This is a genomic window from Streptomyces misionensis (assembly GCF_900104815.1).
Classification (GTDB): Bacteria; Actinomycetota; Actinomycetes; order Streptomycetales; family Streptomycetaceae; genus Streptomyces; species Streptomyces misionensis.
This window is the reverse complement of record NZ_FNTD01000004.1, coordinates 2,514,605-2,541,293: the sequence shown is the minus strand read 5'-3', so window position 1 is coordinate 2,541,293 and position 26,689 is coordinate 2,514,605. Positions and strand designations below refer to the sequence as shown.

At 70.5% G+C, this 26,689-nt stretch carries 25 protein-coding genes; 14 read left to right on the top strand and 11 right to left on the bottom strand.

Annotation, left to right across the window (positions count from 1 at the left end):
- Positions 1-27: 27 nt before the first annotated feature.
- A complete protein-coding gene (locus BLW85_RS13155; RefSeq protein ID WP_074992137.1) occupies positions 28-783 on the top strand; it encodes a hypothetical protein in 756 nt (251 codons plus the stop codon).
- Positions 784-865: 82 nt separating this feature from the next.
- Here BLW85_RS13155 and BLW85_RS13150 read toward each other — a convergent pair whose 3' ends face one another.
- From BLW85_RS13150 to BLW85_RS13140, 3 genes are all read right to left on the bottom strand, one after another.
- On the bottom strand, positions 866-2,821 hold the full coding sequence (locus BLW85_RS13150; protein WP_074992136.1) for a S53 family peptidase: 1,956 nt from the start codon (positions 2,819-2,821) through the stop codon (positions 866-868).
- A gap of 238 nt (positions 2,822-3,059) precedes the next feature.
- Positions 3,060-3,695: a DUF305 domain-containing protein gene (locus tag BLW85_RS13145; RefSeq protein WP_070027519.1), complete on the bottom strand. Its 636-nt coding sequence runs from the start codon at positions 3,693-3,695 to the stop codon at positions 3,060-3,062.
- Entirely contained in the window at positions 3,692-4,396 is a 705-nt protein-coding gene (locus tag BLW85_RS13140) for a DUF3105 domain-containing protein (protein WP_074992135.1), read from the bottom strand. Before BLW85_RS13140 ends, BLW85_RS13145 begins: the two co-directional genes overlap by 4 nt.
- Before the next feature lie 141 nt (positions 4,397-4,537).
- On the opposite strand from BLW85_RS13140, the gene BLW85_RS13135 reads away from it, so the two are divergent.
- The gene (locus tag BLW85_RS13135) at positions 4,538-4,990 is read left to right on the top strand and encodes an RrF2 family transcriptional regulator (protein WP_074992134.1); all 453 of its coding nucleotides are present in this window, start codon (positions 4,538-4,540) and stop codon (positions 4,988-4,990) included.
- Between the two features lie 81 nt (positions 4,991-5,071).
- Here the strand turns inward: BLW85_RS13135 and BLW85_RS13130 are convergent, their stop codons facing one another.
- The gene (locus BLW85_RS13130) at positions 5,072-6,259 is read right to left on the bottom strand and encodes a globin domain-containing protein (RefSeq protein WP_074992133.1); all 1,188 of its coding nucleotides are present in this window, start codon (positions 6,257-6,259) and stop codon (positions 5,072-5,074) included.
- A 268-nt stretch (positions 6,260-6,527) separates the two neighbouring features.
- On the opposite strand from BLW85_RS13130, the gene BLW85_RS13125 reads away from it, so the two are divergent.
- The 4 genes from BLW85_RS13125 to BLW85_RS13105 all read left to right on the top strand — a co-directional run bounded on the left by BLW85_RS13125 (position 6,528) and on the right by BLW85_RS13105 (position 11,077).
- Positions 6,528-7,889: a glutamine synthetase family protein gene (locus tag BLW85_RS13125; protein ID WP_070027515.1), complete on the top strand. Its 1,362-nt coding sequence runs from the start codon at positions 6,528-6,530 to the stop codon at positions 7,887-7,889.
- Positions 7,890-8,977: 1,088 nt separating this feature from the next.
- Positions 8,978-9,385, top strand: a complete 408-nt coding sequence (locus tag BLW85_RS13115) for a hypothetical protein (protein ID WP_074992132.1) — start codon at positions 8,978-8,980, stop codon at positions 9,383-9,385.
- A 178-nt stretch (positions 9,386-9,563) separates the two neighbouring features.
- On the top strand, positions 9,564-10,349 hold the full coding sequence (locus BLW85_RS13110) for a 2OG-Fe(II) oxygenase family protein (RefSeq protein ID WP_074992131.1): 786 nt from the start codon (positions 9,564-9,566) through the stop codon (positions 10,347-10,349).
- Positions 10,346-11,077 carry an SDR family NAD(P)-dependent oxidoreductase gene (locus BLW85_RS13105; protein ID WP_074992130.1) on the top strand — a complete coding sequence of 244 codons (732 nt, stop codon included), beginning with the start codon at positions 10,346-10,348 and terminating at the stop codon, positions 11,075-11,077. The genes BLW85_RS13110 and BLW85_RS13105 overlap by 4 nt, the downstream gene beginning before the upstream one ends.
- Before the next feature lie 167 nt (positions 11,078-11,244).
- Here BLW85_RS13105 and BLW85_RS40120 read toward each other — a convergent pair whose 3' ends face one another.
- Entirely contained in the window at positions 11,245-11,685 is a 441-nt protein-coding gene (locus BLW85_RS40120) for a hypothetical protein (protein ID WP_167381357.1), read from the bottom strand.
- A 469-nt stretch (positions 11,686-12,154) separates the two neighbouring features.
- Between BLW85_RS40120 and BLW85_RS13095 the strand changes: the two genes are divergently transcribed.
- Positions 12,155-12,544: a hypothetical protein gene (locus BLW85_RS13095; RefSeq protein WP_074992129.1), complete on the top strand. Its 390-nt coding sequence runs from the start codon at positions 12,155-12,157 to the stop codon at positions 12,542-12,544.
- Between the two features lie 241 nt (positions 12,545-12,785).
- Here BLW85_RS13095 and BLW85_RS13090 read toward each other — a convergent pair whose 3' ends face one another.
- Positions 12,786-13,385, bottom strand: coding sequence for a hypothetical protein (locus BLW85_RS13090; RefSeq protein WP_074992128.1), 600 nt, complete (start codon positions 13,383-13,385; stop codon positions 12,786-12,788).
- 128 nt (positions 13,386-13,513) lie between these two features.
- Between BLW85_RS13090 and BLW85_RS13085 the strand changes: the two genes are divergently transcribed.
- A complete protein-coding gene (locus BLW85_RS13085) occupies positions 13,514-14,143 on the top strand; it encodes a response regulator (protein ID WP_074992127.1) in 630 nt (209 codons plus the stop codon).
- 10 nt (positions 14,144-14,153) lie between these two features.
- On the opposite strand, the gene BLW85_RS13080 is transcribed toward BLW85_RS13085, so the two are convergent.
- Positions 14,154-15,038 carry an alkaline phosphatase family protein gene (locus tag BLW85_RS13080; protein ID WP_070027506.1) on the bottom strand — a complete coding sequence of 295 codons (885 nt, stop codon included), beginning with the start codon at positions 15,036-15,038 and terminating at the stop codon, positions 14,154-14,156.
- Between the two features lie 127 nt (positions 15,039-15,165).
- Here BLW85_RS13080 and BLW85_RS13075 point away from each other — a divergent pair, with 127 nt between their 5' ends.
- Positions 15,166-16,056 carry a DUF72 domain-containing protein gene (locus BLW85_RS13075; RefSeq protein WP_074992126.1) on the top strand — a complete coding sequence of 297 codons (891 nt, stop codon included), beginning with the start codon at positions 15,166-15,168 and terminating at the stop codon, positions 16,054-16,056.
- On the opposite strand, the gene BLW85_RS40590 is transcribed toward BLW85_RS13075, so the two are convergent.
- Both BLW85_RS40590 and BLW85_RS13070 read right to left on the bottom strand, forming a co-directional pair.
- Positions 16,053-16,175: a hypothetical protein gene (locus tag BLW85_RS40590; protein ID WP_279628595.1), complete on the bottom strand. Its 123-nt coding sequence runs from the start codon at positions 16,173-16,175 to the stop codon at positions 16,053-16,055. The two genes, BLW85_RS13075 and BLW85_RS40590, sit on opposite strands and share 4 nt — an antisense overlap.
- 72 nt (positions 16,176-16,247) lie before the next feature.
- Positions 16,248-16,847: a TetR/AcrR family transcriptional regulator gene (locus BLW85_RS13070; protein ID WP_074992125.1), complete on the bottom strand. Its 600-nt coding sequence runs from the start codon at positions 16,845-16,847 to the stop codon at positions 16,248-16,250.
- A 114-nt stretch (positions 16,848-16,961) separates the two neighbouring features.
- On the opposite strand from BLW85_RS13070, the gene BLW85_RS13065 reads away from it, so the two are divergent.
- The 3 genes from BLW85_RS13065 to BLW85_RS13055 all read left to right on the top strand — a co-directional run bounded on the left by BLW85_RS13065 (position 16,962) and on the right by BLW85_RS13055 (position 21,909).
- Complete coding sequence (locus tag BLW85_RS13065; RefSeq protein WP_074992124.1) at positions 16,962-17,711, top strand: SDR family NAD(P)-dependent oxidoreductase; 750 nt, start codon at positions 16,962-16,964, stop codon at positions 17,709-17,711.
- Between the two features lie 14 nt (positions 17,712-17,725).
- Positions 17,726-18,475 carry an SDR family oxidoreductase gene (locus tag BLW85_RS13060; protein WP_074992123.1) on the top strand — a complete coding sequence of 250 codons (750 nt, stop codon included), beginning with the start codon at positions 17,726-17,728 and terminating at the stop codon, positions 18,473-18,475.
- Between the two features lie 434 nt (positions 18,476-18,909).
- On the top strand, positions 18,910-21,909 hold the full coding sequence (locus tag BLW85_RS13055; protein ID WP_070027501.1) for a bifunctional [glutamine synthetase] adenylyltransferase/[glutamine synthetase]-adenylyl-L-tyrosine phosphorylase: 3,000 nt from the start codon (positions 18,910-18,912) through the stop codon (positions 21,907-21,909).
- A 14-nt stretch (positions 21,910-21,923) separates the two neighbouring features.
- On the opposite strand, the gene BLW85_RS13050 is transcribed toward BLW85_RS13055, so the two are convergent.
- Together BLW85_RS13050 and BLW85_RS13045 are read right to left on the bottom strand one after the other, a co-directional pair.
- Positions 21,924-22,778, bottom strand: coding sequence for a phosphatase PAP2 family protein (locus BLW85_RS13050; protein ID WP_070027500.1), 855 nt, complete (start codon positions 22,776-22,778; stop codon positions 21,924-21,926).
- A 106-nt stretch (positions 22,779-22,884) separates the two neighbouring features.
- Positions 22,885-23,919, bottom strand: coding sequence for a LacI family DNA-binding transcriptional regulator (locus BLW85_RS13045; RefSeq protein ID WP_070027499.1), 1,035 nt, complete (start codon positions 23,917-23,919; stop codon positions 22,885-22,887).
- A 377-nt stretch (positions 23,920-24,296) separates the two neighbouring features.
- Between BLW85_RS13045 and BLW85_RS13040 the strand changes: the two genes are divergently transcribed.
- Positions 24,297-25,568: an extracellular solute-binding protein gene (locus tag BLW85_RS13040; RefSeq protein ID WP_070027498.1), complete on the top strand. Its 1,272-nt coding sequence runs from the start codon at positions 24,297-24,299 to the stop codon at positions 25,566-25,568.
- A 101-nt stretch (positions 25,569-25,669) separates the two neighbouring features.
- Positions 25,670-26,674, top strand: a complete 1,005-nt coding sequence (locus BLW85_RS13035; RefSeq protein ID WP_070027497.1) for a carbohydrate ABC transporter permease — start codon at positions 25,670-25,672, stop codon at positions 26,672-26,674.
- Positions 26,675-26,689: the final 15 nt, after the last annotated feature.

The following is a 26,689-nucleotide window of genomic DNA, read 5'->3' as shown; positions in this document are numbered from 1 at the left end:
GTCACAGGCGGCTGGCACTCTGGACCCGTGCTGATACACGGTTTCGAGAACGCTCCCCTCGTCGACGGGGAGGAGCTGCCGGCGCTGCCCGGGTTCTGGGCGGCGTACCTGCTGTGGCTGAGCCAGACGGAGGAGTACGACCCCGTCCCGGAGTGGTTCGGTGCCGATGGTGCCGACACCGACGCCGCGTGGCTCGCGCTGACCGACGAGGACCGGTGGCCGGTGTTCCGGATTCCCTTCGGCGGCGGCCACACCGCGGTGGTCCTCGGCTGCAACATCCCCGACGACCCGGGCACGGAGTACCTCGTCACCCACCCCGAGTGGGACCGCACCGGCCACCTGGCCTCCGTCGGCGGCCACCAGGCCGGGCCGGGCCTGTCCTGGCGGGAGCTGGTCCACATCGCCCGCACCCCGGACCACGGCGCCCCGGGAATCCACGCGGAGCACGCGCGCCTGCTCCTCCTGCTGCCCGCCCTCGGCGACCAGGACCTGCCCGAGGAGGCCGCGGACGTCGTCGCCGACGCGCTGGAGCGGGCGGGCATCCCCGCCGAACTGGCCCCGGGCCTCGCGGAGGCACTCCTCGCGGACCACCCGCTGTGGGAGCCCGCCGCGTGGACGCCCTCCGCCGCCTCGCCCCTCTCGGGCGGCCAGGAGTCCTTCCTCGGCATCCTGCACTGCGACGAGCCGATGAGCCCGCGGTGCGGCGTCCGCCTCGCCCAGGGCATCACCCGCGAGCAGAACGACCGGCTGGCCCGCGCCCTCGGCACCTGGCCCGCCGGCTGACCCGCCGACGCGAAGGGGGCGCGGGGCCCGCCAGGACCCCACGCCCCCTTCCGCCCGGCCGGTCAGGCCCGGCGGCAGCGTGTCAGTGCTGCTTCTGGGCGCTCTTCGTGAACGACGTGACGTAGCCGTCCGCCGGGGAGCCCACGCCCGTCACGTCGTCGTAGCCCTTGGTCGCGGACAGCGAGCTGTCCTTGCCGAGGCTGCGGACGGAGTAGAGCAGGCCCTTGCTGTCGTCCACGCTGTTGGCGTAGTCGACGCGGACGACCGCGAGGCCGTGGCCCGTCGGGTTGTCCGTGACGTCGTGGTAGACGCCCTTCTCACCGAACTTGGCGTAGATCGACGGGTTGGCGAAGCCGATCGCCGCGCCGCCGCGCGCCTCCTGCGCCAGGGCCTGGACACCCGCGATGGTCGGCGCGGCCAGCGAGGTGCCGCCGATGCGGTACTCGCTGTACTGCTGCGACCCGTCGGGGAAGGTCTGGGTCTGGCCGACCAGGAAGCCGGTGTTCGGGTCGGCGATGGCCGCGATGTCCGGGACGACGCGGTTGCCGGAGGCGTTGTTCGCCTTGGCGAGCGCGTCCGGGACGACGCCCTTCTGGTAGTACGGCTCGGCGACCGTGCTGCTGGTGCCGCCGCCCGCACCCGAGTTGAAGGTGCCGGGGAAGTTCGTCCAGCTCGTGCCGTCCGCGGACAGGGTCGCCTTCTCGGTGCCCCAGCCGGTCTCCCACAGGTACTTGTCGTTCTTGCCGACCGCGAGGGACGTACCGCCGACGGCGGTCACCCAGGCGGAGTTGGCCGGCGTGTCGACCTGCTTCACACCGGTGTTGGCGACCTGGTCGCCGTCGTCACCGGAGGAGAAGTAGAAGCCGATGCCCTGCACCGCGCCCAGCTGGAACACCTGGTCGTAGGCGGCCGCGAGGTCCGGCGTCTGGTTGGCCTCCACGTCGCCCCACGAGTTGGAGACGATGTCGGCCAGGTGGTTGTCGACCACCTTGCTCAGCGAGTCGAGCAGGTCGTCGTCGTAGCAGGACGCCGCACCGACGTAGGTCACGTCGGCGTCCGGCGCGACCGCGTGCACGGCCTCGACGTCGAGGGTCTCCTCGCCGTACCAGCCGGCGGCACCGCACTCGTCCGTCTTGGTGTACGCGTTCGGCAGCACCTGGTGCAGCTGGCTGGTCTTCCACGCCTTGTCGCCGTTGTTCGCCGCGTACTTGCCGGCGTCGTAGGCGATGGTCGGCGAGGCGTAGGCGTCGGTGATGGCGACGCGGACGCCCTTGCCGGTGTACTTGCCGGCACCGTAGGCGGCGCGCAGCTGCTTGCCGGTGTAACCCTTGACGGCGTACGGCTGCTTCTGGCCGTACGCGCTCGGCAGCGTGCTCGCGATGTTGGAGCCGTAGTACGTGGAGAACGGCCCGGCGTTCTTGAACACGGCGTCCGGCGGCGGCAGCGTGTCGTCGTGGTTCGCCTTGTGCGGGGCGCTGTCCAGACCGGTGACGGTCAGGACGGTGCCCTTCAGGGCGGCCGGGACGGAGGCCGTCTGCGCCGGGGCGCGGTAGGTCTTCGAGCCCTTGGCGAAGTTGTGCAGCTGGGTGCCGAACGCCTTCTCGGCGGCGGCCACGTCACCGGAGACGGCGACGTAGTGCTGGGTGACCTCGGTGACCTTCAGACCGGACGCCGTCAGCCAGGACTTGACGGCCGCGACCTGGGCCTTGGTGGCGCCGAAGCGGGACTGGGCCTGCTTGGCGCTCAGGTACTTGCCGTACTGGGGCGAGCTGGGGTCGGACACGGCCTTCGCGTAGGCGGCGAGGCCCGACGCGTCCTTGCCGGCGAGGTAGACCCGGGCCTTGACCTGGGCGCCGTTCGAGGTGGCGCCCTTGTCCGCCTTGGCGGTGGCCCACAGCGGCTTGGTGCCCTTCAGTACGTCACGAGCGGGGCTGTCCGCGGCGTGGGCCGCGGGTATGCCCAGCGCCAGCGCACCGGCGATCATGGGCAGTGTCGCTGCCATGCTCACGGCGCGCGTCTTGGCGCGGTTGGATCTCATAGAACCCCCTGCGATGCGATACGCATGCACGTAGTAGGTAGGTGCATCGCGGCTCCGTGCGCCGGCCCGCGGCGGTGGTGTCGGCCGGCGAATGGATCACACGATGGGGGCAACTCTGGCCGATGAACCGTTCATGCCAGGGGAACGTAATGGTCAAGAGAAACTCAAGTAACCGTTACGCAGGGGGATTTGGGCAGTTTTTCCTTACGGCTGTGTTACGAACTGACTTGTTCCCTGGTCACGGAAGCGGTTCGGCACCGCGCTCCTTGAGCATCCCGGCCATCACCTGGAGCTCCGACTGCTGCGCGTCGACCATGCCCTGGGCCAGCCGTTTCTCCACGCCCACGGTGCACTTGGCGACACAGCCCTCCGCCATGTGGATGCCGCCCTTGTGATGGTTCGTCATCAGCTGGAGGTAGAAGATCTCGGCCTGCTTCCCGCTGAGCGTCCGCAGCTTCTCCAGCTGGGTGTTGGTCGCCATGCCGGGCATCAGCGAACCGTCCTTCGCGGTGACCATGCCGCCCATGCCCATCCAGGTCATCGGCGGATCGGCCGACACCTTCGGCAGCCCCCACAGATCGAGCCAGCCCAGCAGCATCCCGCGCTGGTTGGCCTGCGTCTGCGCGATGTCGTAGGCGAGCCGCCGCACGTCCTCGTCCTTCGTGCGGTCCCGCACGATGTACGACATCTCGACGGCCTGCTGGTGGTGCACGGCCATGTCCCGCGCGAACCCGGCGTCCGCCGAGTCCGCGCCCGGCGTCCTCGGCGCCGCCGGGCCGTCACCGGAATCGGCGACCGCGTACGTGATCCCGCCGGCCGCGACGAGCGCCGCCGCCGCGGCACCCGCCGCCCAGCCGATGACGCGCCGGCTCACTTCATCACTCCACCGGTGCAGGAGGCGCCCGGCTCGGGCGTCTGCGGCCCCTGGACGAAGTCCGAGAAGAACTTGTCCACTTCGGGGTCCTTCGCGCTCTTGACGGCCACCTGGTGGCCCCACGCGGACAGGATCAGCGGCGCGGACTGGCTCTCGTACGGGCTCATCAGCGAGTACGGCGTCTGCTTCACCTTCGCCGCCAGCGCCTCGACATCGGCCTTGCTCGCCTTGTCCGTGTACGTCACCCAGACCGCGCCGTGCTCCAGCGAGTGCACCGCGTTCTCGTCGTGCAGCTGCTGGTTGTAGACGTCGCCGTTGCAGTCGGCCCACACCGGGTTGTGGTTGCCGCCGACCGGCGGGTGCATGGGGTACGACACCTTGGTCGTCACATGGGTCCGCGCCAGCGTGCCCTTCCAGACGCGCACGCCGTCCTTGCCGGTGGTGAAGTGGCCGGAGTCCCCGGAGCTCTTGCTGTCGACGTTCTTGCCGCTGTCGCCGGCGGCCGCCGCGGAGTCCTTCTTGCCGGAGTCGGAGCCGGAGTCCACGAGGGCCACACCGCCGACCACGAGCCCGGCGACGACCACCACGGACGCGGCGACGATCAGCACCCGGTTGCGGCGCTCGCGGGAGCGCTCGGCGCGCCGCATCTCCTCGATGCGCGCCTTGCGCGCCGCGTTGCTGCTGTTGTTGGCGGAACCCATGAGGCGTTGTCCTTCTGGGGGAAAGGGGCGGACGGGGGGTGGGGCCCGCTGATCGTAATGGCGCGGTGGAGGGCTGCCGTAGACCGCGTGCGACAATCGGGAATATTTGCACCGCGGATGCGTATTATTTACGCTCGCGATATGCGGCTGCTGCGCTCCACCGACCTCGCCCTGCGCATCCTGATGCGCCTCGCCGTCACCACCGATGACACGCCCGCGACCCGCAAGGTCGCCGAGGACATGGGCGTGCCCTACACGCATGCCGCGAAGGTGGTCGCCGAGCTCCAGCACATGGGTCTGGTCGACGCCCGCCGCGGCCGTGGCGGCGGTCTGGCGCTCACCGAGCGGGGCCGTACCGCGTCGGTCGGTGCGGTGGTCCGCAGCTTCGAGGGCGAGGACGAGGTGGTGGAGTGCGAGGGCCCCACCCCCTGCCCGCTGCGCTCGGACTGCCGCCTGCGCGGTGCCCTGCGCCGGGCGCAGGACGCCTTCTACTCCTACCTGGACCCGATCACCCTGGACCAGATCGTCAAGGACCCCACGGGCCCGGTCCTGCTGGGCATCACGATGGGCCCCTCCGGCACCCCTCTCTCCTGAGACCCCGCCGTCGCCCGGCGCGCGGGCAAGGCGAAGGGCCGCCCACCGGTCTCACCGGTGGACGGCCCCCGCGCGGTGTGCTCAGTTGCCCGAGGCGAGCCACAGGTCGGGCCCGAAGACCTCGTAGTGGATGTCGGCCGGGGCCACGCCCTTCTCGATCAGCTGGGCGCGCACGGCGCGCATGAAGGGCAGCGGGCCGCACAGGTAGGCGCGGGTGCCGGAGGCCACCGGGATGCCGGACAGGTCGACCAGACCGGTGCGGGTGCCGGGCTCGGCGTCGCGCTCGTAGAAGAAGTGGGCGGCGCAGTCCGCGAGCTTGCCGGCGTAGGCCTGGTGGTCGTTGCGCAGCGCGTGGTCGGCGGGGGAGCGGTCGCCGTGCACCACGGTGACCGGGGCGTCGTGCCCGTCGGCCGCGAGCGCGGCCAGCATCGCGACCATGGGGGTCACGCCGATGCCGGCGGAGGCGAGCAGCAGGGGCCGCCCGGCGATGTCGTCGAGCACCAGGTCGCCGAACGGCTCCGAGAGTTCGAGCACGTCGCCCACCCGGACGTCGGCGTGCAGGTGGTTGGAGACCTCGCCGTCGGGGGTCGCCCCGCCGTGCACCCGCTTGACGCTGAACTGCCGCACCGACTCGCCGGGGGCGCCGGACAGGCTGTACTGGCGTATCTGGCGGGCGCCGTCGGCGAGCTTGACCCCGACGGAGACGTACTGCCCGGCCCGGAACTCCCGCACCGGGGCGCCGTCGACCGGGCGCACCCGGAAGGTGACCACGTCGGCGGTGTCCTCCTCGCGGCCCACGACCTCCCAGGCGTGCAGCTCCTTGGAGCCGCTCTCCTCGTAGAGGCGCTTCTCGATGGCGATGAGCGCGTTGGCCATCAGCCAGTAGACCTCGGTCCAGGCCTCGGCGACCTCGGGGGTGACGGCGTCGCCGAGGACCTCGGCGATGGCGGCGAAGAGGTGCTCGTGGACGACCGGGTACTGCTCGGGCACCACGCCCAGGGAGGCGTGCTTGTGGGCGATGCGGCTCAGCATCACGTCCGGACGCTCGTCCGGGTGCTGCACCAGGTGGCCGGCGAACGCCGCGATGGAGCCCGCGAGCGCCGACTTCTGGGCGCCGGAGGCCTGGTTGCCCCGGTTGAACAGGTCACGCAGCAGCTCCGGGTGCGCCGCGAAGAGGCGCGAGTAGAAGCGGTCGGTGATCTGTTCGATGGCCGCGCCCACGGCGGGGAGGGTGGCGCGGACGATGGCGGCGGACTGCTCGGACAGCATCGCGGACTCCTTGACGATCTCGACTGGTCAAACGCTATGGAAATTTGCATCTTGGATGCAAATTAAATGGGCGTGTTCTGCCTCACTCCGTCACCGGGCCCGGCCATGACGTATCCCGGCGCAGGCAGGCAAGATGGGCGACAGGGCAGTACACCTGCCGTAGAGGAGGCGTTCAGAACGCGGACGCCGGGGCGATCAAGGTCCGCAACACGCACGAAACGCGGTTGTGGTGGGATGCTCCTGACCAGCAAGGATGGGGAATCGGAAGATGGACAAGCAGCAGGAGTTCGTGCTCCGGACCTTGGAGGAGCGCGACATCCGGTTCGTACGCCTGTGGTTCACGGACGTGCTGGGCTTCCTGAAGTCCGTGGCGGTGGCCCCCGCCGAGCTGGAGCAGGCCTTCGACGAGGGCATCGGCTTCGACGGCTCGGCCATCGAGGGCTTCGCCCGCGTCTACGAGTCCGACATGATCGCCAAGCCGGACCCGTCCACCTTCCAGATGCTGCCGTGGCGCGCGGAGACGCCCGGCACGGCCCGGATGTTCTGCGACATCCTGATGCCGGACGGCTCCCCCTCCTTCGCCGACCCGCGCTACGTCCTCAAGCGCGCCCTGGCCCGCACCTCCGACCTGGGCTTCACCTTCTACACCCACCCGGAGATCGAGTTCTTCCTGCTGAAGGACCGCCCGCTGGACGGCTCCCGCCCGACCCCGGCCGACAACTCGGGCTACTTCGACCACACGCCGACCAGCGTCGGCATGGACTTCCGCCGGCAGGCGATCACCATGCTGGAGTCGATGGGCATCTCGGTGGAGTTCTCCCACCACGAGGGCGCGCCGGGCCAGCAGGAGATCGACCTGCGCTACGCGGACGCCCTCTCCACGGCCGACAACATCATGACCTTCCGCCTGGTCATGAAGCAGGTCGCGCTGGAGCAGGGGGTCCAGGCCACCTTCATGCCCAAGCCGTTCTCCGAGCACCCGGGCAGCGGCATGCACACCCACCTCTCCCTCTTCGAGGGCGACCGCAACGCGTTCTACGAGTCGGGCGCGGAGTACCAGCTGTCCAAGGTCGGCCGCTCCTTCATCGCCGGCCTGCTCAGGCACGCGGCCGAGCTCTCGGCGGTCACCAACCAGTGGGTCAACTCCTACAAGCGCATCTGGGGCGGCTCCGAGCGCACGGCCGGCGCGGGCGGCGAGGCCCCCTCGTACATCTGCTGGGGCCACAACAACCGCAGCGCCCTGGTCCGCGTCCCGATGTACAAGCCCGGCAAGACCGGCTCGGCCCGCGTCGAGGTCCGCTCCCTCGACTCCGGCGCCAACCCCTATCTGGCCTACGCGGTCCTGCTGGCCGCCGGCCTCAAGGGCATCGAGGAGGGCTACGAACTGCCGCCGGGCGCCGAGGACGACGTCTGGGCCCTCTCCGACGCCGAGCGCCGGGCCATGGGCATCGAACCCCTCCCGCAGAACCTCGGCGAGGCCCTCACCCTCATGGAACGCAGCGACCTGGTGGCCGAGACCCTGGGCGAGCACGTCTTCGACTTCTTCCTGCGCAACAAGCGGCAGGAGTGGGAGGAGTACCGCAGTGAGGTGACCGCGTTCGAGCTGCGGAAGAACCTGCCGGTGCTGTAGGGGAAGGTCAGGGCGGGTTTCCCATTGATTCGACGGGTGGGGCCGATGGTCGTGGACCGTCGGCCCTGCCGTCTCTCACTGAACCTGGGCCGTCCGGCGCCGGAGCGGTGCCCTCGAGAGTAGCGACGAGCGTGCGGCGCCTGACATCACCGGCTGACACCAACAAGGACGAACAGCAGCGGTCGGCGTCGGACCTCAGTGGACGATCGCCCGGGCGCAGGCGCGGTTGGTCGTCATTGACGGACCGCTGGCCGACCCCCGCCGCCTTGACCCAGCCGTGATCCATCGATCCGATTCTGAGGTGGCTGCGCTGAGGGCCTGTCCTCGGATTCACCAGAAGTGAGATCGTCCCCGATCGCGGCCGAGAAGTCTCCGGATCAGCAAGTACGTGCCCACGGCAATCAAGGTCGCCCCCAAAAGGATCAAGGCCACCCCGATAGTGATCAAGGATGTCCCGATAAGGACCAGAAGTGCCCCAAGCAGGACCAAGAGCGTCCCGATAATGAGGAGAAAGATCGCGAGGACGGTCACGGTTGTCTCCTGTCCTCCCTCCCGCTCTGCCTCCTTCCCTGCTCCCGTGGGAACACACCGCCTCACGCTCACTGACGGCTTGCCGCGGACACGAGGTCGGCTGCTTCGGGACGAAGAGGTCGGCGATGGCACCACCGGGCCGTCTGTGGGCCGTCGAAGGGTGGCCCGCAGTGACCGACAACGACCAACGATGGCCCTTCGATCGCAGGTCAGCCCTGCGTCGGTACTGATTCCGTGAGGTCGCTGCCCCGGCCGCAGGCCCGGTCCGGGGCGGGCGTCAGCGCCCCACGATGCCCCCGTATTTTTCACACACCCCCCACATGGCGGATGATGATCTTCTGTTCGCAATCTCAGGGGGGAACATGCGCGCTCGCGGTACCGCCGTGGCGGTCATGGCCATACTCGCGACCACCCTCGTCGGCTGTGGTGGCAGCGGCGAGCCGGGAAAGATTCGGGTGACGGTCACGGAGACCGTGACACCCGGAAGCACGGCCCGGACGGGAAGCGCCACTCCACGGGCGGGCGACGCGAGGCCGGGCAGTGCGGCGCTGAGGGAGGTGCGGAAGTTCAGCTCCCCGGGGGACGACGAGTACGAGGCCGCGGCGGGCACCGTCACCGTCCTGTCCTACACGCAGCCCGTCCCCTCACATGTCTCCGCCGCGGAGGAGGTCGGAGCCGCGGGTTACGTGTGGGGAGCGCTGGAAGTGAAGATCTGCGCCACCGATGGCGAGTTCACCACCTCGTCGCAGCCCTGGACGCTGGCGTACGCCGACGGCGCCCGCATCGAACCGAGCAGGACCACCTACGACGACTTCCCCAAGCCCGAGTACATCGAGGACGCCGACGTGACCGCGGGCGACTGTTCACGGGGGAAGATCGTCTATCCCGTGCCGGGCGGCGAGCGACCGGTCGAGGCGATCTACAGCACCGATGACACCCCCGCCATGAAGTGGTCCCTGTCCTAGGGGTTGTCCTCGAACGTCGGTCGGACTGTCCGTCAACTCCTGTCTGTAAAAGGGCAGTTGTCGATGTGATTGGCGACCAGCTCCTACGACTTGCGAATCCGCCAGTACCGCAAGACAGTGATTACAGAGCTTCTTCCTGCATCTACTCGCTCGCGCTTGTTCGAGGCGAGGTACTCCGATGCATACCGATTTAAACCGTTCTCTCTGCGGTCGCCGCTGGCTGGTACGCACGTTCCCCTTCCGCCACGTCCTCGCGGACAGCGTTTTCACCCCAGCGCTGCACGAGCAGTTGACAGCCGAACTGGGTGACCTCCTCGACGCGTCCGGCGGGCACGGGTTCGAGCGGAACATGCGCGGCTTCGAGGCGACAGGGCACGGCTTCCGTCCGGGCTACCGGGGAGCCTTCGACATCTTCTTCTCCGCGGAGTTCCGCCGGCTGATGTCATCCGTTTTCGACGCACCTCTCACATGCGACGTGGATGCGAGCCTGCATCATCACGAGCCGGGCGCCCGAAGCGGCCATATACACAATGACCTCAATCCAGGCTGGTTCCCGGCCCGGCCCCAGGATTCGCCTGACTCCGCCGTGAATCTCTCGGATCCCTCACGCTGCGATTACCGGTTCGGTGAGACCGGGGAAGCCGGGTTGGAGGTAGTGGAGCGGGTGCGCGCCGTGGCGCTCCTCTACTACCTGCACAACGGGCCGTGGGTTCCGGGGAACGGGGGCGAAACAGGACTGTATCTCGACAGGACGGGCCCCGTCGCGGAACCTTTCCTCGTGGCCCCTCCGAAGGACAATGCGCTGCTCGCATTCGAGTGCACGCCTCGGTCTTTTCACACCTACCTGGAGAGCCGTGTGCCACGCAATTCATTGATCATGTGGTGGCACCGTCCCAAGGAGGACGCGGTGGCCCGGTGGGGCGAAAAGGCGATCGTGCCGTGGCTGAGAGGGCAGCGGAAATGACCGACCAGCAATCCCCGGATGACACGAGGGTATGTCTGCTGCTGGGCGCCGGAGGACGACTGGGGCGGAATTTCTGCCGCTACCTCGGCACACGCTATCGCATCGCCGCTGTGTACCACAAAGACGGCGACGGCATCGTGCGGCACCAGGAACGGGTGGTCGATCCTCTCGCTCCGGCGCATCAATCCCCCGACATGCGGACCTATTTCTATCCGATCGTCGCCGACCTGGCCACTCCGGACAGTGCCGAGCGCATCGCCGAACTCGCCCTTGCGGCCTTCGGGCATATCGATCTCATCGTCAACGGCGCCGTGCACTACGATCTGGGCCCCGCCACCTCGGTCGATTTTCTCGAACGTCTCCCTTATCAATTTACCCTCAATGCCGTGCGGCCTCTCCAGGTGGCCGTGGAAGTGTACCGGCAATCCTGGCAGTCGACGCCGGAGGAGAACCGACGTTCCCGTCGGAATGTCATCAACCTGTCCTCGGTCGCCGCTCTCCACGTGTATCCCGACTTGGGCCAGCTCGGCTACAGCTCGTGCAAAGCGGCGCTCATCATGGCGAGCCGGCATTTGGCGTCAGAGCTCGGACCGGCGGGAGTCCGGGTGAATGTCGTCGCCCCCAACACCTTTCCGGCAATCGTCAGCGTCGAGCAGGTGCTCGCGACGGTGTGCGACTTGGATTCCGGATCCGCCACCGGCGAGGTCCGAGTGGTCGATCGAAAATAGAGTAATGCTCGACCTGGATACGAGAAAGAAAGGAGGGTGTGGAACATGTCCAACGGAAACGGCAGCATGGCGCTGTTTGAGGTCCCCGTTCCGGAGCCTCAGGCGCAAGCGATCCAGAACCAGTTGAACCAGTCCGGCCAGCTCTCCAGTCAGATCAGATCGGCCGCTCAAGGCGTCACCGACCCACGGGTCACCGACATCGGTACGGCATTGTCGAACGTATTCAGTTCGATTTCCCAGGGGAAGTCGATGCAGGAGGTGAAGGCCCGCGTCCAAGATCTGCAGAGCTCGCTCGCGAAGAACGGAAACGTCCTCACCACCGCGGCATCCGGGATACTCCAACACGCGCTGGACGCGGAAACCGCGGTCGAGAACGCATTCAATGCGATCGGCAATGTCAACCTCAGCAACTCCTCGACCATCGCTGACGCGCTGAGCGCGATCGTGAACGCGTTCATCGCGATCGGCCGCGTGGCGGTCGACTTGGGAGGCGCCCTCCTGGGGCTGAGCGGTGCCGCTCCGCTCGCAGCGGCCGTCGCCGTTGCCGACACCACCATGCAGCAGTCCGCCGAGACGGTCACGACTGCCGTGAACGCGATTGAGGCCACGTCCGAACCGGGAGAGCCGGGAGAACCAGGGCAACCCGGAGAACCTGGCGAGCCCGGGGAGCCCGGCCAACCGGGGGAGCCTGGGGGGCCTGGAGAACCGGGGGAGCCCGGAGAACCTGGCGAGCCCGGGGAGCCCGGCCAACCGGGGGAGCCTGGGGAGCCCGGACAACCAGGGGAGCCCGGAGAGCCCGGCCAACCGGGAGAGCCCGGAGAACCCGGAGGACCTGGAGAACCCGGAGAACCCGGAGAACCCGGAGAGCCCGGAGAACCCGGAGGACCTGGGGAGCCCGGAGGACCTGGGGAGCCCGGAGGACCTGGGGAGCCCGGAGGACCCGGAGAACCCGGAGGACCTGGGGAGCCCGGAGGACCCGGAGAACCCGGAGAACACGGCTTCGAGCGGAAGCTGGAGGAGTAAGTCGCCCATGAGGCAACGGGGGACGAGATCCGGAGGGGTGGAGAAAGGAACGCCATGAGTTTCGAGAGCGAGTTCACGTTCTGCATGCACGGCGCCGGCTTGCCGACGCCCGCGGAGGCGCTGACCTCTGCCGAAGAGGTGCTTCACTTCCTTGAGGAGTTCCACAACGCCGCCGAGCTCGCCGGGGGAACGGACGTCACGCTGACGGCGCTGGAAGCGGCGGGATTCACCGGGCTCGGCACCGTCGCGGCGGAAGCGGGGGCCGTCACGGCCGCCGCGTACGCCGGCGCGGTCGCCGGGTGTCTGCTGGCCGCGACCGGCAGCACCGTCTGGGACCTGCTGGCGCAGACGGGCACAGACCAGAACCCGGCGGTGGTGCACGACGTCGTCGTGGCGGCCAACGACGCCGGAGTCGCCGTCCCTTCCGAATTCGCGGTCGCCTGAAGGCCGGTGATACGGGGCTACTGCCGCTCGGTGGCAGCCCCGGTTGCGGAGCATTCGGCGCTTGGCAGCCTGGAGTTGGCAGTTTCTGCCCTATGCGCTGACCGGGGGCAACGCCGAGGAGCGCGCCGAGGTCGTCACCGGTCTCGTCCGGGCCGGCTGCGCGACGGGCCGCCGGGAATTCCCACCTCCGCAGGCGCGCGCGTGCTTCCGGGCTTCCGGTACCCGCTACCCGGGCCGGTGCTCACCGGCCCGGGTCGGGCCAGGTGTCCACGAGGGCTCGCAGGTCCGGGTAGCGGGGGCCGGGGACCGGTTCGTCGGCCGGCTCGCCGTTCAGCCAGCACACCCGCTGGGTGCCGCCGTCCCCGGTGTCGAACAGGCAGCACGCTCCGCCGGCGGCGGCGGTGAGGCCGGTGAACACCTCCCGGACGGTGGCCGACCGTTCGAACATGCGGCTCATCGTCGACGTCGCCGCCCAGAACTCCATCGACGCGTAATCGGGGTGCAGCGGGGACTCGAACCGGACCGTCAGATAGACGTACCCGATCGCGACCCGCCCGTCCGCCTCCGGCTCGTGGCCGCAGTGCTCCGCGTACTCGCGCACCACGTCGTCGACGCCGAACAGGAGGGACGTGTCGAGTTCGAGCGTGCCGCCCGCGGAGCAGTCGACCGGCTCGCTCTCGAAGCGGGACGTGAACGGGAGGGCGAGCCGGTCGCCCCCGGGCAGCGTGAGCGCGAGCGGCGGCACGTCACGGGAAGGCGGCGCCAGCCCGGCCAGGTCGGTCAGCGCCCTGGCGACGTTCCGGGGAGGCAGATGGATGTCGTAGCCGTAGGTCAGTCCCATGTCCTCCCCCTTCGCCGGGCCGGACCGCACCTTCTCATGCCCCTGGGGATCGTCGCCCGGGAATTACCGGCCCGGGGCCGTCCGCCCCTGCGACAATCGCGGCACGCCACCGATCCCGAGGGAGTGCCGTGAAGGACGCGACGGAGCTGATCAAGGCCCTGACGGGACTGGCCTGGCCGCTCATGGCGGGCCTGGTGCTGTGGCGGCTCTTCCCGCTGATCAAGGAGATAGCCAGGTCACGGGGGTTCACGATCAAGGTCGGCGAGGCGCAGCTGTCGGTCCAGGAGTACTCGGAGAGCCTGATCCGGACCACGGCCGACATCCAGGGCAGGCTGGCGGCCGTCGGCGCACCGGCGGCCGCGCACACCCTGGACTCGGTGCTCTGGGTGGACGACCGCCCCGAGAACAACGCCACCGAGGTGGCCCAACTCCGCGAGCTGGGCGTCGAGGTCACCTCGGTGAAGTCGACCGACGAGGGGCTGCGGGCCCTCGCCCGCGCCCGTCGCCCCTTCGGCGCGGTCGTCTCGGACCTGAGCCGCAGGGAACGCGGCCGCACCCACCGCGCCGCCGGCCTCGAACTGATCCGGGAACTGCGCGCCCAGGGCGACACGGTCCCGGTCTTCGTCTACGCGACCCCCCGCGCGCTCGCCCAGCGCGCGGAGATCACCGGGGCCGGCGGGGACGGGGTGGCCAGGTCGTCCACGGAACTGTTCGAACTCCTGCGGGGCGTGGGCGAGTTCCCGGCGCGGCGGAGCTGAACCGGCCGCCTCAGGAGGCCCAGATGCCGCTGATGTCCTTGGCGGAGGCCGCGTTGCCCGCGTGCGTGCTCAGGCCCTGCGTGTCCTCCAGGGTGCGCAGCACGTCGTAGTGGTTGTAGGTGGTGGAGCTGGAGGACCCGGCGGTCACCGGCTGGCCGTAGAGCACGGTCGGGATGCGGTTCCCGCTCTTCGAGTCGTCCTCGTCGAAGGTGACCACGAGCAGGCTGTTGTGGGTCTTGGCCCAACTCGCGTAGCCGCCCAGGTTGTTCTTCAGCCAGGTGTCACCGGTGGACACCGAGCAGTCGTGCATGTCGCTGCACAGGTTCGGGGTCACGAACGACAGCTGGGGCAGGGTCGAGTAGTCGGTCGGGAACTGGGCGAAGGTCTTCGCGCTCGACGTCGGCACGTTGCCGAACCCGAACCAGGGGTTGTGCTTGCGCGCGTACGATCCGCTGCTGCACGTGGTCGAACCCTGGCTCGGCAGCGACTCGTTGTAGCTGGCCCAGCTGCGCCCGGCGGCGATCAGCTCCGAGGCCAGGTTGGGGGCGGACGAGAAGCCGGGGGTGTAGCAGCTGTCGTCCGTGATGCCCTGCGTGGCACCGGAGAACAGGTCGAAGTAGTTCGGCTGGCTCGGGTGCGTCAGCGCGTACGACTGGGTGAGATTGGCGCCGCCGGACTTCAGCGAGTTGATGTACGGCGCGCTGGAGGACCCGATGACCTGGCTGTACGAGTGGTTCTCGAAGACCACGACGACCACGTGGTCGGGGCTGGGCACGGCGCCCGCGGCCTGCGCGGCCGCGCCGCCGGGCCCGGCCCACAGGCCGGCCGCGGCGGCGAGGGCGGCGGCGGCCGTCACGACGGTGCGGGCGCGGCGGAACGGGGAACTGCCGGACACATCGACCTCCGGGGGGAAGCGGGGCTGGCGGTACCGACTAAGCATGCACACGCCAAGATTCCCTTCTCCTGCCGTGTCCGAACCCCGCGCGTGAAGACCGGATGAACTACTGGGTACCCCCGCTCCCATGGCGAACATCCTCATCGGCACCTGCGGCTGGACCGACCGCGCCCTCCTCGCCTCCGGCTGGTACCCGCCGGGCCGGCGCGACACCGAGGGCCGTCTGCGCCACTACGCCACCCGCTTCCCCGTGGTGGAGGCGGACTCCCCGTACTACGCCCTGCCCACGGCCGCCACCACCGCCCGCTGGGCCGAGCGCACCCCCGACGGCTTCCGCTTCGACGTCAAGGCGCACGCCCTGCTCACCGGCCACCCGACCCGCCCCGCCGCGCTCCCCGCGGACCTGCGGGGCCGGGCCCGCGACGACGCCCTGCTGGCCGAGGTGTGGTCCCGCTACGCCGAGGCCCTGGAGCCGCTGCGCCGCGCCGGCCGCCTCGGCACGCTCCTCTTCCAGTACCCGCCCTCCCTCACCCCCGGCCCCCGCGCCGAGGCATTCGTCCGCGCGGCCCGTGAACGGGCCCGCGACTGGCCCTTCGCCGTGGAGTTCCGCGACCCCGCCTGGTGGCACAGCGACCGCACCGCCCCCTTCCTCGCCGACCTGGACGCCACCGCCGTGGCCGTGGACACCGTCCGGGGCCTTTCCGGCTCGCTGCCCCCGGACGCGCCCGTCACCACGCCCCGGCTCGGCCTGGTCCGCTTCCACGGCCGCAGCCCGCGCTGGGGCACCGGCACCAAGGAGGACCGCTTCCGCCACACCTATTCCGCGGCGGAACTGGCGGAATGGCTGCCGCGCATCCGCCGGCTGGCCGACCGCACCGACGAACTCCACCTGCTCTTCAACAACTGCTGCGGGGACGCGGCCGTCCGCGCGGCGGAGACGATGCGCACCCTCCTCACCGGCGCGCTGCCGGCCCCGCGAACGGAGATCCGCTCCTTCGAGACGCCTGGGCCGATCTAGCCTTTGTCGACGGCGAGTTCGCCGTTCAGGATCACCATGCGCAGGTCGCGGAGGCCACCGATGTCCGCGGTGGGGTCGGCGTTCAGCAGGAGCAGGTCGGCGCGCTTGCCGGGGGCCACCGTGCCGAGTAGGTGTTCAGGACTGGTGCATGGGGGACGGCCGGGCCGTCCGGGGCCTTGCGGGAGGTCCGGTCACGCCCGCAACCCGTCCACCGCCGCGTCGACCGCCGCCAGGGCCGCGGTCCTGTCGAGCCCCGCCCTCGACACGAGCGACAGACCCTGGACCAGGTAGAGCAGCATCCGGGCCTGGGCCTCGGGGCGGGCGCCGTCCGTGACCTCGCCGGCGGCCTGGGCGCGGCGGAGCGCGTCGGCGACGATGTCGGTGAACCGCCGGTACGAGCGGGTGACGATCTCCGTCGCCTCGCCGTCCTGGGGGACGAGTTCGGCGGTCGTGTTGCCGACCAGGCAGCCCTGCGGCACGCCCGCGTCGGAGACCAGTTCGTCCAGCCGCACGGGATGGGACAGGATCTCGCGCAGGGCGGGCAGGAGCGGGCTGGTGTCGAGCGCGGCGGTCAGGTGCCGCTCGTACACCTCCCAGTAGAGCCTGACGGCTTCGAGGTAGAAGCGGCGCTTGTCGCCGAACGCCCCGTAGAGGCTGCCGCGTTCGACGGCCAGTGCGTCGACCAGGTCCTGGATCGACGTCGCCCCGTATCCCCGGGACCAGAACAGTTCGAGTGCGCGCTCCAGCGTCTGTTCCCGATCGAACTCGCGGGGGCGTCCGGTTCGTGCCACGTGCTTGATCCTACGACTTCTTGACTGGTCGTTCAAGAAGTCGTAGCTTCCTCGGGTACTTCTTGAACGGACGCACAAAAGTCGGCCGCGCAGGCCGGCGTGAAGGGCGAAGCGATGGAATTCGCAGGCAAGAGGGCACTCGTCACCGGGTCCGGCGCGATCGGCGGACTCGGGCACGCGACGGCCAAGGTGCTGGCCGCGGGCGGAGCCGACCTGGTCCTGACCGGCACCGATCCCGAGCGCGGTGCCCAGGTGGTGGAAGACCTCCGCGGGGCCGGGGGCGAGTCCGCCGCGACGGTGCGCTTCGTCGCCGCCGACCTGTCCGACGTGGCGGGCGTGCGACAGCTGGCCGAGGACGCCGGAGCCGTCGACATCCTGGTCAACAACGCGAGCGTCATGACGTTCTCCCCGACCACCGGGCAGGACCTCGCGGACTACGACGCGGCCTTCGCGGTCAACGTGCGTGCTCCGTTCCTGCTCACCGCGCTGTTCGCGGAGAAGATGGCCGCGCGCGGCGGCGGCAGCATCGTCAACGTCAGCTCCACCGCGGCCGGTCTCGGCATGCCGGGCATGGCCGTCTACGGCGCCACCAAGGCGGCGCTCGAATCGCTGACCCGCACCTGGGCGGCGGAATTCGCCGAGTCGAACGTACGGGTCAACGCCGTCGCTCCCGGCCCGATGCGCACCGCGAAGGTGGTCGCGGCGATGGGCCCGGACATGGGGGGCATGGGCCTGACCACCGCGCTCAAGCGCACCTCCGACCCGGTCGAGGTGGCCCACGTGATCGCCTTCCTCGCCGGCGACCGGGCGAGCTACATGACCGGGGCGGTCGTGGCCGCCGACGGCGGCCGCACCGCGATCTGAGGGGGGACAGGACCATGGAACGTCTTGCGGGAAAGCACGCGCTGATCACCGGGGGGACGAGCGGGATCGGTCTGGAGACGGCCCGGGAATTCCTCGCCGAGGGGGCGACCGTCGCCATCACCGGCCGTTCCCGGGAGCGACTGGACGAGGCGGCCCGGCAGCTGGACGGCCCGCTGCTGACCATCGTCAGCGACGCCGGCGACGTACCCGGCCAGGCGGTGCTCGCGGCGCGGCTGCGGGAGGAGTGGCCGAAGCTGGACATCCTGATGAGCAACGCCGCCGACGTCACCCACCTCCCGATCGAGGCATGGACCGAGGAGGCGTTCGACCGGCTCCTCGCGACCAATCTCAAGTCGCCGTTCTTCCTGATCAGAGACCTGCTGCCACTCTTCTCCCGGCAGTCGTCGGTCATCCTCGTCGGCTCGGTCTCCGCGTACATCGGACACGACAACGCGACGGTCTACGGCGCGGCCAAGGCGGGCCTGCTCTCCTACACGCGGGGGCTGACCCATGAGCTGAAGGACCGGGGCATCCGCGTCAACGGACTGAGCCCGGGCCCGACGATCACCAACGTGTTCGCGTCCCTCGGGCCCGAGCGCCGGGCCGCCCTCTACGAGGAACTCCGGCGGACCGTGCCCCTCCACCGCCTCGGAACCGCCACCGAACTGGCGAAGGCGGCGGTCTACCTCGCCTCGGACGAATCCGCGTACACCGCGGGGACCGTGCTGCGCGTCGACGGGGGCATCGGGCAGCTCGCGTACTAGGAGAGGTCTCCGCACGGCGGCGGTCACCGCCACCGTCGCCGTGCCGTGGAAGACGTGCGCCCGCCGACCGGGGCGGCCCTTGGAGGGCTGCCTCCGCCCGGCGGGCGCGGTCTGGACGCCCGGCGTGATCCCGGGCCGCCGGCGCGCACGCGGAGCGCCCCGGACGGGCACCCACGTACTCTCCGGGGGTCGTTCCCCGACCCGTGCCGCCCACGACGCCGAGGGCCGGGTGCCCGCGCGGGGGCGGACCCCGCGTGACGGTCCGCGGCACGCGGTGCCCATGCTGCGCCCATGGCTCCGGACCCGGGCCGACGGGGGCGAATCCGGGGGGCACGGCACCGGCCGTGATCACCACGCGCGGCACCTCCCCCGGCACGGCCCGGCGCGGGCGACTACGCTCCACCCAGGACCAGTGACCCGAGGGGAGCCCCAGAATGACGCCGGGCCGCAGAAGCAGCACCTTCACGCGCCTGCTCCGACACGGCTTCACCGACGCCACCGCCGCCGAGCGGCTGCTGGACACCCCCGAACTGGCCCCCGTCCGCGACGACCCCTTCCTGCTGGAAGCCCTGGGCGCCACCGCCGACCCCGACCTCGCCCTGCACGGCCTGGTCCGCCTCCTGGAGGCCCAGCCCACCCCCGCCGCCCACCGCGAACTCCTCGACACCCTGATCGCGGCCAAGCCCCTGCGGGACCGCCTCCTCGGCGTGCTGGGCGCCTCGGCCGCCCTCGCCGACCACCTCGCCCGCCACCCCGGCGACTGGCAGGCCCTGGTCACCTACGAGTCCCAGGACCTCCACCCCGGCCTCGGCGAGTTCGAACGCGGCCTGGCCGGGGCCACCGACCCCGTCGCCCTGCGCATCGCCTACCGCCGCTGCCTGCTGTCCATCGCCGCACGGGACGTCTGCGGCACCACGGACGTGGCCGAGACCGCCGCCGAACTCGCCGATCTCGCCACCGCCACCCTGCGCGCCGCGCTGGCCATGGCGCGGACCGAGGCCCCGGCCGACGCCGCCGCCTGCCGTCTCGCCGTGATCGGCATGGGCAAGTGCGGCGGCCACGAACTGAACTACGTCTCCGACGTGGACGTGATCTTCGTGGCGGAAGCGGCGGAGGGCACCGACGAGACCAAGGCCCTCACCGCCGCCACCCGCCTCGCCTCCCACCTGATGCGCATCTGCTCGGAGACCACCGTCGAGGGCTCCATCTGGCCGGTGGACGCCAACCTCCGCCCCGAGGGCCGCAACGGCCCCCTGGTCCGCACCCTCTCCTCCCACCTCGCCTACTACCAGCGCTGGGCCAAGACCTGGGAGTTCCAGGCCCTGCTCAAGGCCCGCCCGGTGGCCGGCGACCAGGACCTCGGCCAGGCCTACCTGGACACCCTGCACCCCCTGGTCTGGCAGGCGGCGGACCGGGAGAACTTCGTGGCCGACGTGCAGCAGATGCGCCGCCGCGTCGTGGACAACATCCCGCCCACCGAGGTCGAACGGGAACTCAAGCTCGGCCCCGGCGGCCTCCGGGACGTCGAATTCGCCGTACAGCTCCTCCAGTTGGTGCACGGCCGCGCCGACGCCACGCTGCGCAGCGGCACCACCCTCAAGGCCCTCCAGGCGCTGGCCGCCGGCGGCTACGTCGGCCGGGAGGACGCCGCCCGCCTCGACGAGGCCTACCGCTTCCTGCGCGCGATGGAACACCGCATCCAGCTCTACCGTCTGCGCCGCACCCACCTCGTGCCCAGAGCCGAGGAGGACCTGCGCCGCCTCGGCCGCTCCCTCGGCCTGCGCGTCAACCCGGTCACCGAGCTGACCCGGGAGTGGAAGCGGCACACCTCGGTCGTCCGGCGACTGCACGAGAAGCTGTTCTACCGCCCGCTGCTGGACGCGGTCGCCCAACTCGCCCCCGGCGAGGCCCGGCTGCGCCCCGAGGCCGCCCGTGAACGCCTGGTCGCCCTCGGCTACGCCGACCCCGCCGCCGCCCTGCGCCACCTGGAGGCGCTGGCCTCCGGAGTGACCCGCAAGGCGGCCATCCAGCGCACCCTGCTGCCCGTCCTCCTCGGCTGGTTCGCCGACTCGGCCGACCCGGACGCGGGCCTGCTCAACTTCCGCAAGGTCTCCGACGCCCTCGGCAAGACCCCCTGGTACCTGCGCCTCCTGCGCGACGAGGGCGCCGCGGCGCAGAACCTGGCCCGGGTGCTGTCCGCGGGCCGCCTCGCCCCCGACCTGCTGATGCGCGCCCCCGAGGCCGTGGCGCTGCTCGGCGACGGCGACGGAGCGGGCCTCGCCCCCCGGGGCCGCGCGGCCCTGGAGCAGGAGATCCTCGCCGCCGTGGGCCGCGCCGAGAACGGCGAACAGGGCGTCACCGCCGCCCGCGGGGTGCGCCGCCGCGAGCTGTTCCGCACCGCCGCCGCGGACATCGTCGGCTCGTACGGCACCGAGGCCAGCCCGGTCGAGGCCGACCAGGGCGCCCTGGTGGACCTCGTCGGCGCGGCCGTCTCCGACCTCACCGCCGCCACCCTCGCCGGCACGCTGCGCGCCGTGGTCCGCTCCGGCTGGGGCGACACCCTGCCCACCCGGTTCGCGATCATCGGGATGGGCCGCTTCGGCGGGCACGAACTGGGTTACGGCTCCGACGCGGACGTCCTGTTCGTGCACGAGCCGCAGGAGGGCGTGGACGAGCACGAGGCCGCCGCGGCCGCGGGCAAGGTCGTCTCCGAGATGCGCCGACTGCTCCAGCTGCCCAGTGCCGACCCGCCGCTGCTGATCGACGCCGATCTGCGCCCGGAGGGCAAGTCGGGCCCGCTGGTGCGCACCCTGAAGGCGTACGAGGCGTACTACCGCCGTTGGTCCCTGGTCTGGGAGTCCCAGGCGCTGCTGCGGGCGGAGCCGGTGGCCGGCGACCCGGAACTGGGCCGGCGCTTCACCGAGCTGATCGACCCGCTGCGCTACCCGGCGCGGGGCCTGACCGAGGACGCCGTACGGGAGATCCGGCGGCTGAAGGCGCGGATGGAGTCCGAGCGGCTGCCGCGCGGCGCCGACCCGAGGCTGCACACCAAGCTGGGCCCCGGCGGCCTGTCGGACGTGGAGTGGACGGTCCAGCTGCTCCAGATGAGACACGGCCACGACATCGAGGGCCTGCGCACGACCCGGACGAGGGCGGCGCTGGCCGCGGCACGGGACGCGGGACTGCTGGGCGAGGAGGAGACCGCGATCCTGGACGAGGCCTGGGTGCTGGCCACCCGGGTCCGCAACGCGGTGATGCTGGTCCGGGGCCGCGCGGGGGACACCTTCCCCACCCAGCCCCGCGAACTGGCCGCGGTGGGCCGCTACCTCGGCTACGGCGAGGGCCACGTCGGCGACATGCTGGACGACTACGGCCGTACGACCCGCAGGGCCCGCGCCGTCATGGAGGAACTGTTCTACGACGACCAGCCCTGAGCCGCGCCGGGACGTCAGGCCCGGGCCGGCTCGGGCGCGGGCCCGCCCGCCACCGCCCGCGGCAGGGCGTACGGCACGGCGCCGTACCAGGCGCGGGCCACCAGGAACCCGAACGACAGGCACAGCACGCCCCCCACCGCGTCCAGCCAGAAGTGGTTCGCGGTGGAGACGATCACCAGCAGCGTCAGCGCCGGGTAGAGCAGCCCCAGCACCCGCACCCACGGCACCGACGCCAGCGCGAAGACCGTCAGCCCGCACCACAGCGACCAGCCGATGTGCATGGACGGCATCGCCGCGTACTGGTTGGACATGTGCTTGAGGTCCCCGGAGGCCATCGAGCCCCACGTGTGGTGCACCATCACGGTGTCCACGAAGTGCCCGCCCCGCATCAGCCGGGGCGGCGCGAGCGGGAACAGGTAGTAGCCCACCAGCGCGCCCCCCGTGGTCGCGAAGAGCGCCAGCCGGGCGGCCGCGTACCGGCCCGGATGCCACCGGTACAGCCACACCAGCACCCCGATGGTGATGACGAAGTGCAGTGTGGCGTAGTAGTAGTTCATGCCGACGATCAGCCAAGTCACCGAGTTCATGGCGTGGTTGACCGAGCGTTCGACGTCGATGCCGAGCGCGCCCTCCGCGGACCAGATCCAGTCCGCGTTGCGCAGCGCCTTGTCCTTCTGCTCCGGGACGGCGTTGCGGATCAGCGAGTACGTCCAGTAACTCACCGCGATCAGAAGGATCTCGAACCACAGCCGGGGTCTGCGCGGCCGCCGCAGCCTGCCCAGCGCACCCCGGCTGTCCCTGTCCGTGACGGCCTGCGGACCGGCCTGTTCCTCGCGACCTTCCCACTGCGTCACGGTCGAGTCACTCATAGGCATCAAGTCTGCCAGAAAAGACTTCTTCGCCCGATCATCCCAAGGTCGGGTCCGCACCGCACCTTCTACGACGCACGGACGAGGCCGCGCGGCGCCCGCGCCGTCAGGAGGCCCGCAGCGCGTGCGGTGCCGAGGCCGTCGAGCCCCGCACCACCAGCTCCGGCATGAACACGAACTCGCTGTGCGGGGCGGGCGTACCGCCGATCTCCTCCAGGAGCGTGCGCACCGCGGCCTGGCCCATCGCCGGGACGGGCTTGCGGACGGTGGTGAGCGGCGGGTCGGTGAAGGCGATCAGCGGGGAGTCGTCGAAGCCGACCACCGAGAAGTCCGTGGGCACTTCCAGGCCCCGCTGGCGGGCGGCCCGTATGGCGCCCAGGGCCATCATGTCGCTGGCGCAGACGACCGCGGTGCAGTCCCGGTCGATCAGCGCCGACGCGGCCGCCTGGCCGCCCTCCAGGGTGTACAGCGAGTGCTGCACCAGCTCCGACTCCACGACCTCCGCGGCGAGCCCCAACTGGTCCTGCACGGCCCGCACGAAGCCCTCGATCTTGCGCTGCACGGGCACGAACCGCTTCGGTCCGAGCGCGAGCCCGATCCGGGTGTGGCCGAGAGAGACCAGGTGGGTCACCGCGAGGGTCATCGCGGCCCGGTCGTCGGGGGAGATGAACGGCGCCTGCACCAACGGCGAGAAGCCGTCCACCAGCACGAACGGCACGCCCTGGGCGCGCAGTCGCTCGTAGCGCTGCATGTCGGCGGTGGTGTCCGCGTGCAGCCCGGAGACGTAGATGATGCCCGCGACCCCGCGGTCCACCAGCATCTCCGTGAGTTCGTCCTCGGTGGAGCCGCCGGGGGTCTGGGTGGCGAGCACGGGGGTGTAGCCCTGGCGGGTCAGCGCCTGGCCGATGACCTGCGCCAGGGCCGGGAATATCGGGTTCTCCAGCTCCGGCGTGATCAGGCCCACCAGGCCCTCGCTGCGCTGCCGCAGCCGGACCGGGCGCTCGTAGCCCAGCACGTCGAGGGCGGCGAGCACGGACTGGCGGGTGGTGGCGGCGACGCCCGGTTTCCCGTTGAGGACCCGGCTGACGGTCGCTTCGCTCACCCCCGCCTGCGCAGCGATGTCGGCAAGCCGTGTGGTCACGCCACCGGACTGTACCGGTCGTCTCTCGCCTTGCCCACCGCCCGGACGCCGGGCACGTCCGGTCGGACGTCCCGCTGCGGGTTGCTGCCTCATCGCACTCCCTCGTGTTGGTGGTGGCAAGAGCTTGCAGAGTCTTGCACAAGTCGGCTGCCGCCGCCTCACCGGCTTCATTGCACGGTTGCGAGCCGGTCGAGGCCGGGTTACGGCGCGATAACCATCGTGTTCCCTTGCACTTTTTTTCTGCAAGGTCTTTCGCAGCGCTTACAACGCTGTTACGTTCCTGGTCGCCCGGCCGCGGCAACGGCGCAGTCGGCAAGTCGCAGGGGCGGGCGGGACCGCCCCCTGTACCACTCGGGCTTTACCCTCAAGGAGAACTCATGCGGCGTGGCATAGCGGCCTCCGCGCTGGTGGCGTCCCTCGCCCTGGCGGCGACGGCGTGCGGCGGCGGGAGCAGCGACGGCAAGTCGGACGGGCCGGTGACCATCACCTGGTGGGACACCTCCAACGCCACGAACGAGGCGCCGACGTACAAGACCCTGGTGCAGCAGTTCGAGGCTGCCAACAAGAACATCAAGGTCAAGTACGTCAACGTCCCGTTCGACCAGGCGCAGAACAAGTTCGACACGGCCGCCGGTGCCACCGGTGCCCCGGACGTGCTGCGCTCCGAGGTCGGCTGGACCCCCGCCTTCGCCAAGAAGGGCTACTTCCTGCCGCTGGACGGCACCGAGGCCCTCGCCGACCAGTCCAAGTTCGAGCCGAACCTGATCAAGCAGGCCCAGTACGAGGGCAAGACCTACGGCGTGCCGCTGGTCACCGACACCCTGGCCCTCGTCTACAACAAGGCCCTGTTCAAGAAGGCCGGCATCACCACGCCGCCCAAGACCTGGGACGAGCTGAAGTCGGACGCCGCCAAGGTGCAGGACAAGACCGGTGCCTACGGCTACTGGGGCTCCACCCAGGGCTACTACGGCCAGCCGTTCCTGTACGGCGAGGGCAGCGACACCGTCGACGCCGCCGCCAAGAAGGTCACCATCGACACCCCGGCCGCCAAGAAGGCGTTCGGCACCTGGCTGAGCCTGTTCTCGGGCAAGGGCCTGCACAAGGCCGACACCACCCCGGACGCGTACGCCCACATCGAGGACGCGTTCATCAACGGCAAGGTCGCCTCGATCATCCAGGGTCCCTGGGAGGTCACGAACATCTACAAGGGCAGCGCCTTCAAGGACAAGTCCAACCTGGGCATCGCCGTCGTCCCGGCCGGTTCCACCGGCAAGGCGGGCGCCCCGACCGGCGGCCACAACCTCTCGGTCTACGCCGGCTCCGACAAGGCGCACCAGGCCGCGGCCCTGAAGTTCGTGAAGTTCATGACGTCGGCCTCCGCCCAGGAGACCATCGCCCTGAAGAACGCCACCCTGCCCACCCGCTCCGACGCCTACACCGCGAAGGTCACGGCCGACCCGGGCATCGCCGGCTTCCAGGGCGTGCTGTCCGCCGCCCAGCCCCGCCCGGCGCTGCCCGAGTACGGCTCGCTGTGGGCTCCGCTGGACACCGAGCTGCCGAAGATCGCCAGTGGCAAGGAGTCGCTGGACACGGGCCTGAACAACGCCGGTGTGGCCATCGGCAAGCTGGTCCCCGACTTCAGCAAGTGAGCCCGGCAGGCCGTCGGTTGCCCCCACCCACGAGGGGGGCAACCGACGGCCGCCGCCCTGTGCCCGGCCCCCCGTTCTTGAACCATTGAAGGTGTCGAACCATGACAGTCGCCATCGACCGCGCGACCGGCAAGCGCCGCGGTGACCGCGCGCCTCGGCCCGGGCTGGGGCAGCGCATCAGAAACGGCTACCAGAAGTACTGGTACGCCTACGCGATGATCGCCCCGGTGGTCGTCGTGCTCGCCGTCCTCGTCGGCTATCCGCTCGTGCGGGGCTTCTACCTCACCCTGACCGACGCCAACAGCCTCAACTCGGCGCGCACCATCGGCGTCAACCACATCGCTGCGACCTACAAGTTCGTCGGGCTGTCCAACTACAAGGAAATCCTGTTCGGCCCGCTGTCCTACGACCGGTTCTGGTCCCACTTCCTGTGGACGGTCGTCTGGACGGCCGCCTGTGTGACCCTGCACTACACCATCGGTCTCGGCCTCGCGATGATGCTCAACCAGAAGCTGCGCGGCCGCACCCTCTACCGGGTGCTGCTGGTGCTGCCCTGGGCCGTGCCGACCTTCGTCACCGTGTTCTCCTGGCGGATCATGCTCGCCGACTCCGGCGCGCTCAACCAGGTCCTGCACGCGCTGCACCTGCCGCAGCCGCAGTGGCTGGAGGACACCTTCTGGCAGCGCTTCGCCGCGATCATGGTCAACACCTGGTGCGGTGTGCCGTTCATGATGCTGTCGCTGCTCGGCGGGCTCCAGTCCATCGACACCTCCCTGTACGAGGCGGCGAAGATGGACGGCGCGAACGCCTGGCAGCGCTTCCGGCACGTGACCCTGCCCGGTCTGCGCGCGGTCAGCTCCACCGTGGTCCTGCTCGGCGTCATCTGGACCTTCAACCAGTTCGCCATCATCTTCCTGCTGTTCGGGCCGACCAGCGCCCCGGACGCGCAGATCCTCGTCACCTGGTCCTACTACCTGGGCTTCGGCCAGCAGCCGCGCGACTTCGCCCAGTCCGCCGCCTACGGCGTGCTGCTGCTGTCCATCGTGACCGTCTTCACCTCCTTCTACTTCCGCTGGCTGAAGCGCAATGACCAGCTCGCCGTCTGACGCCGCAGGAGCCGC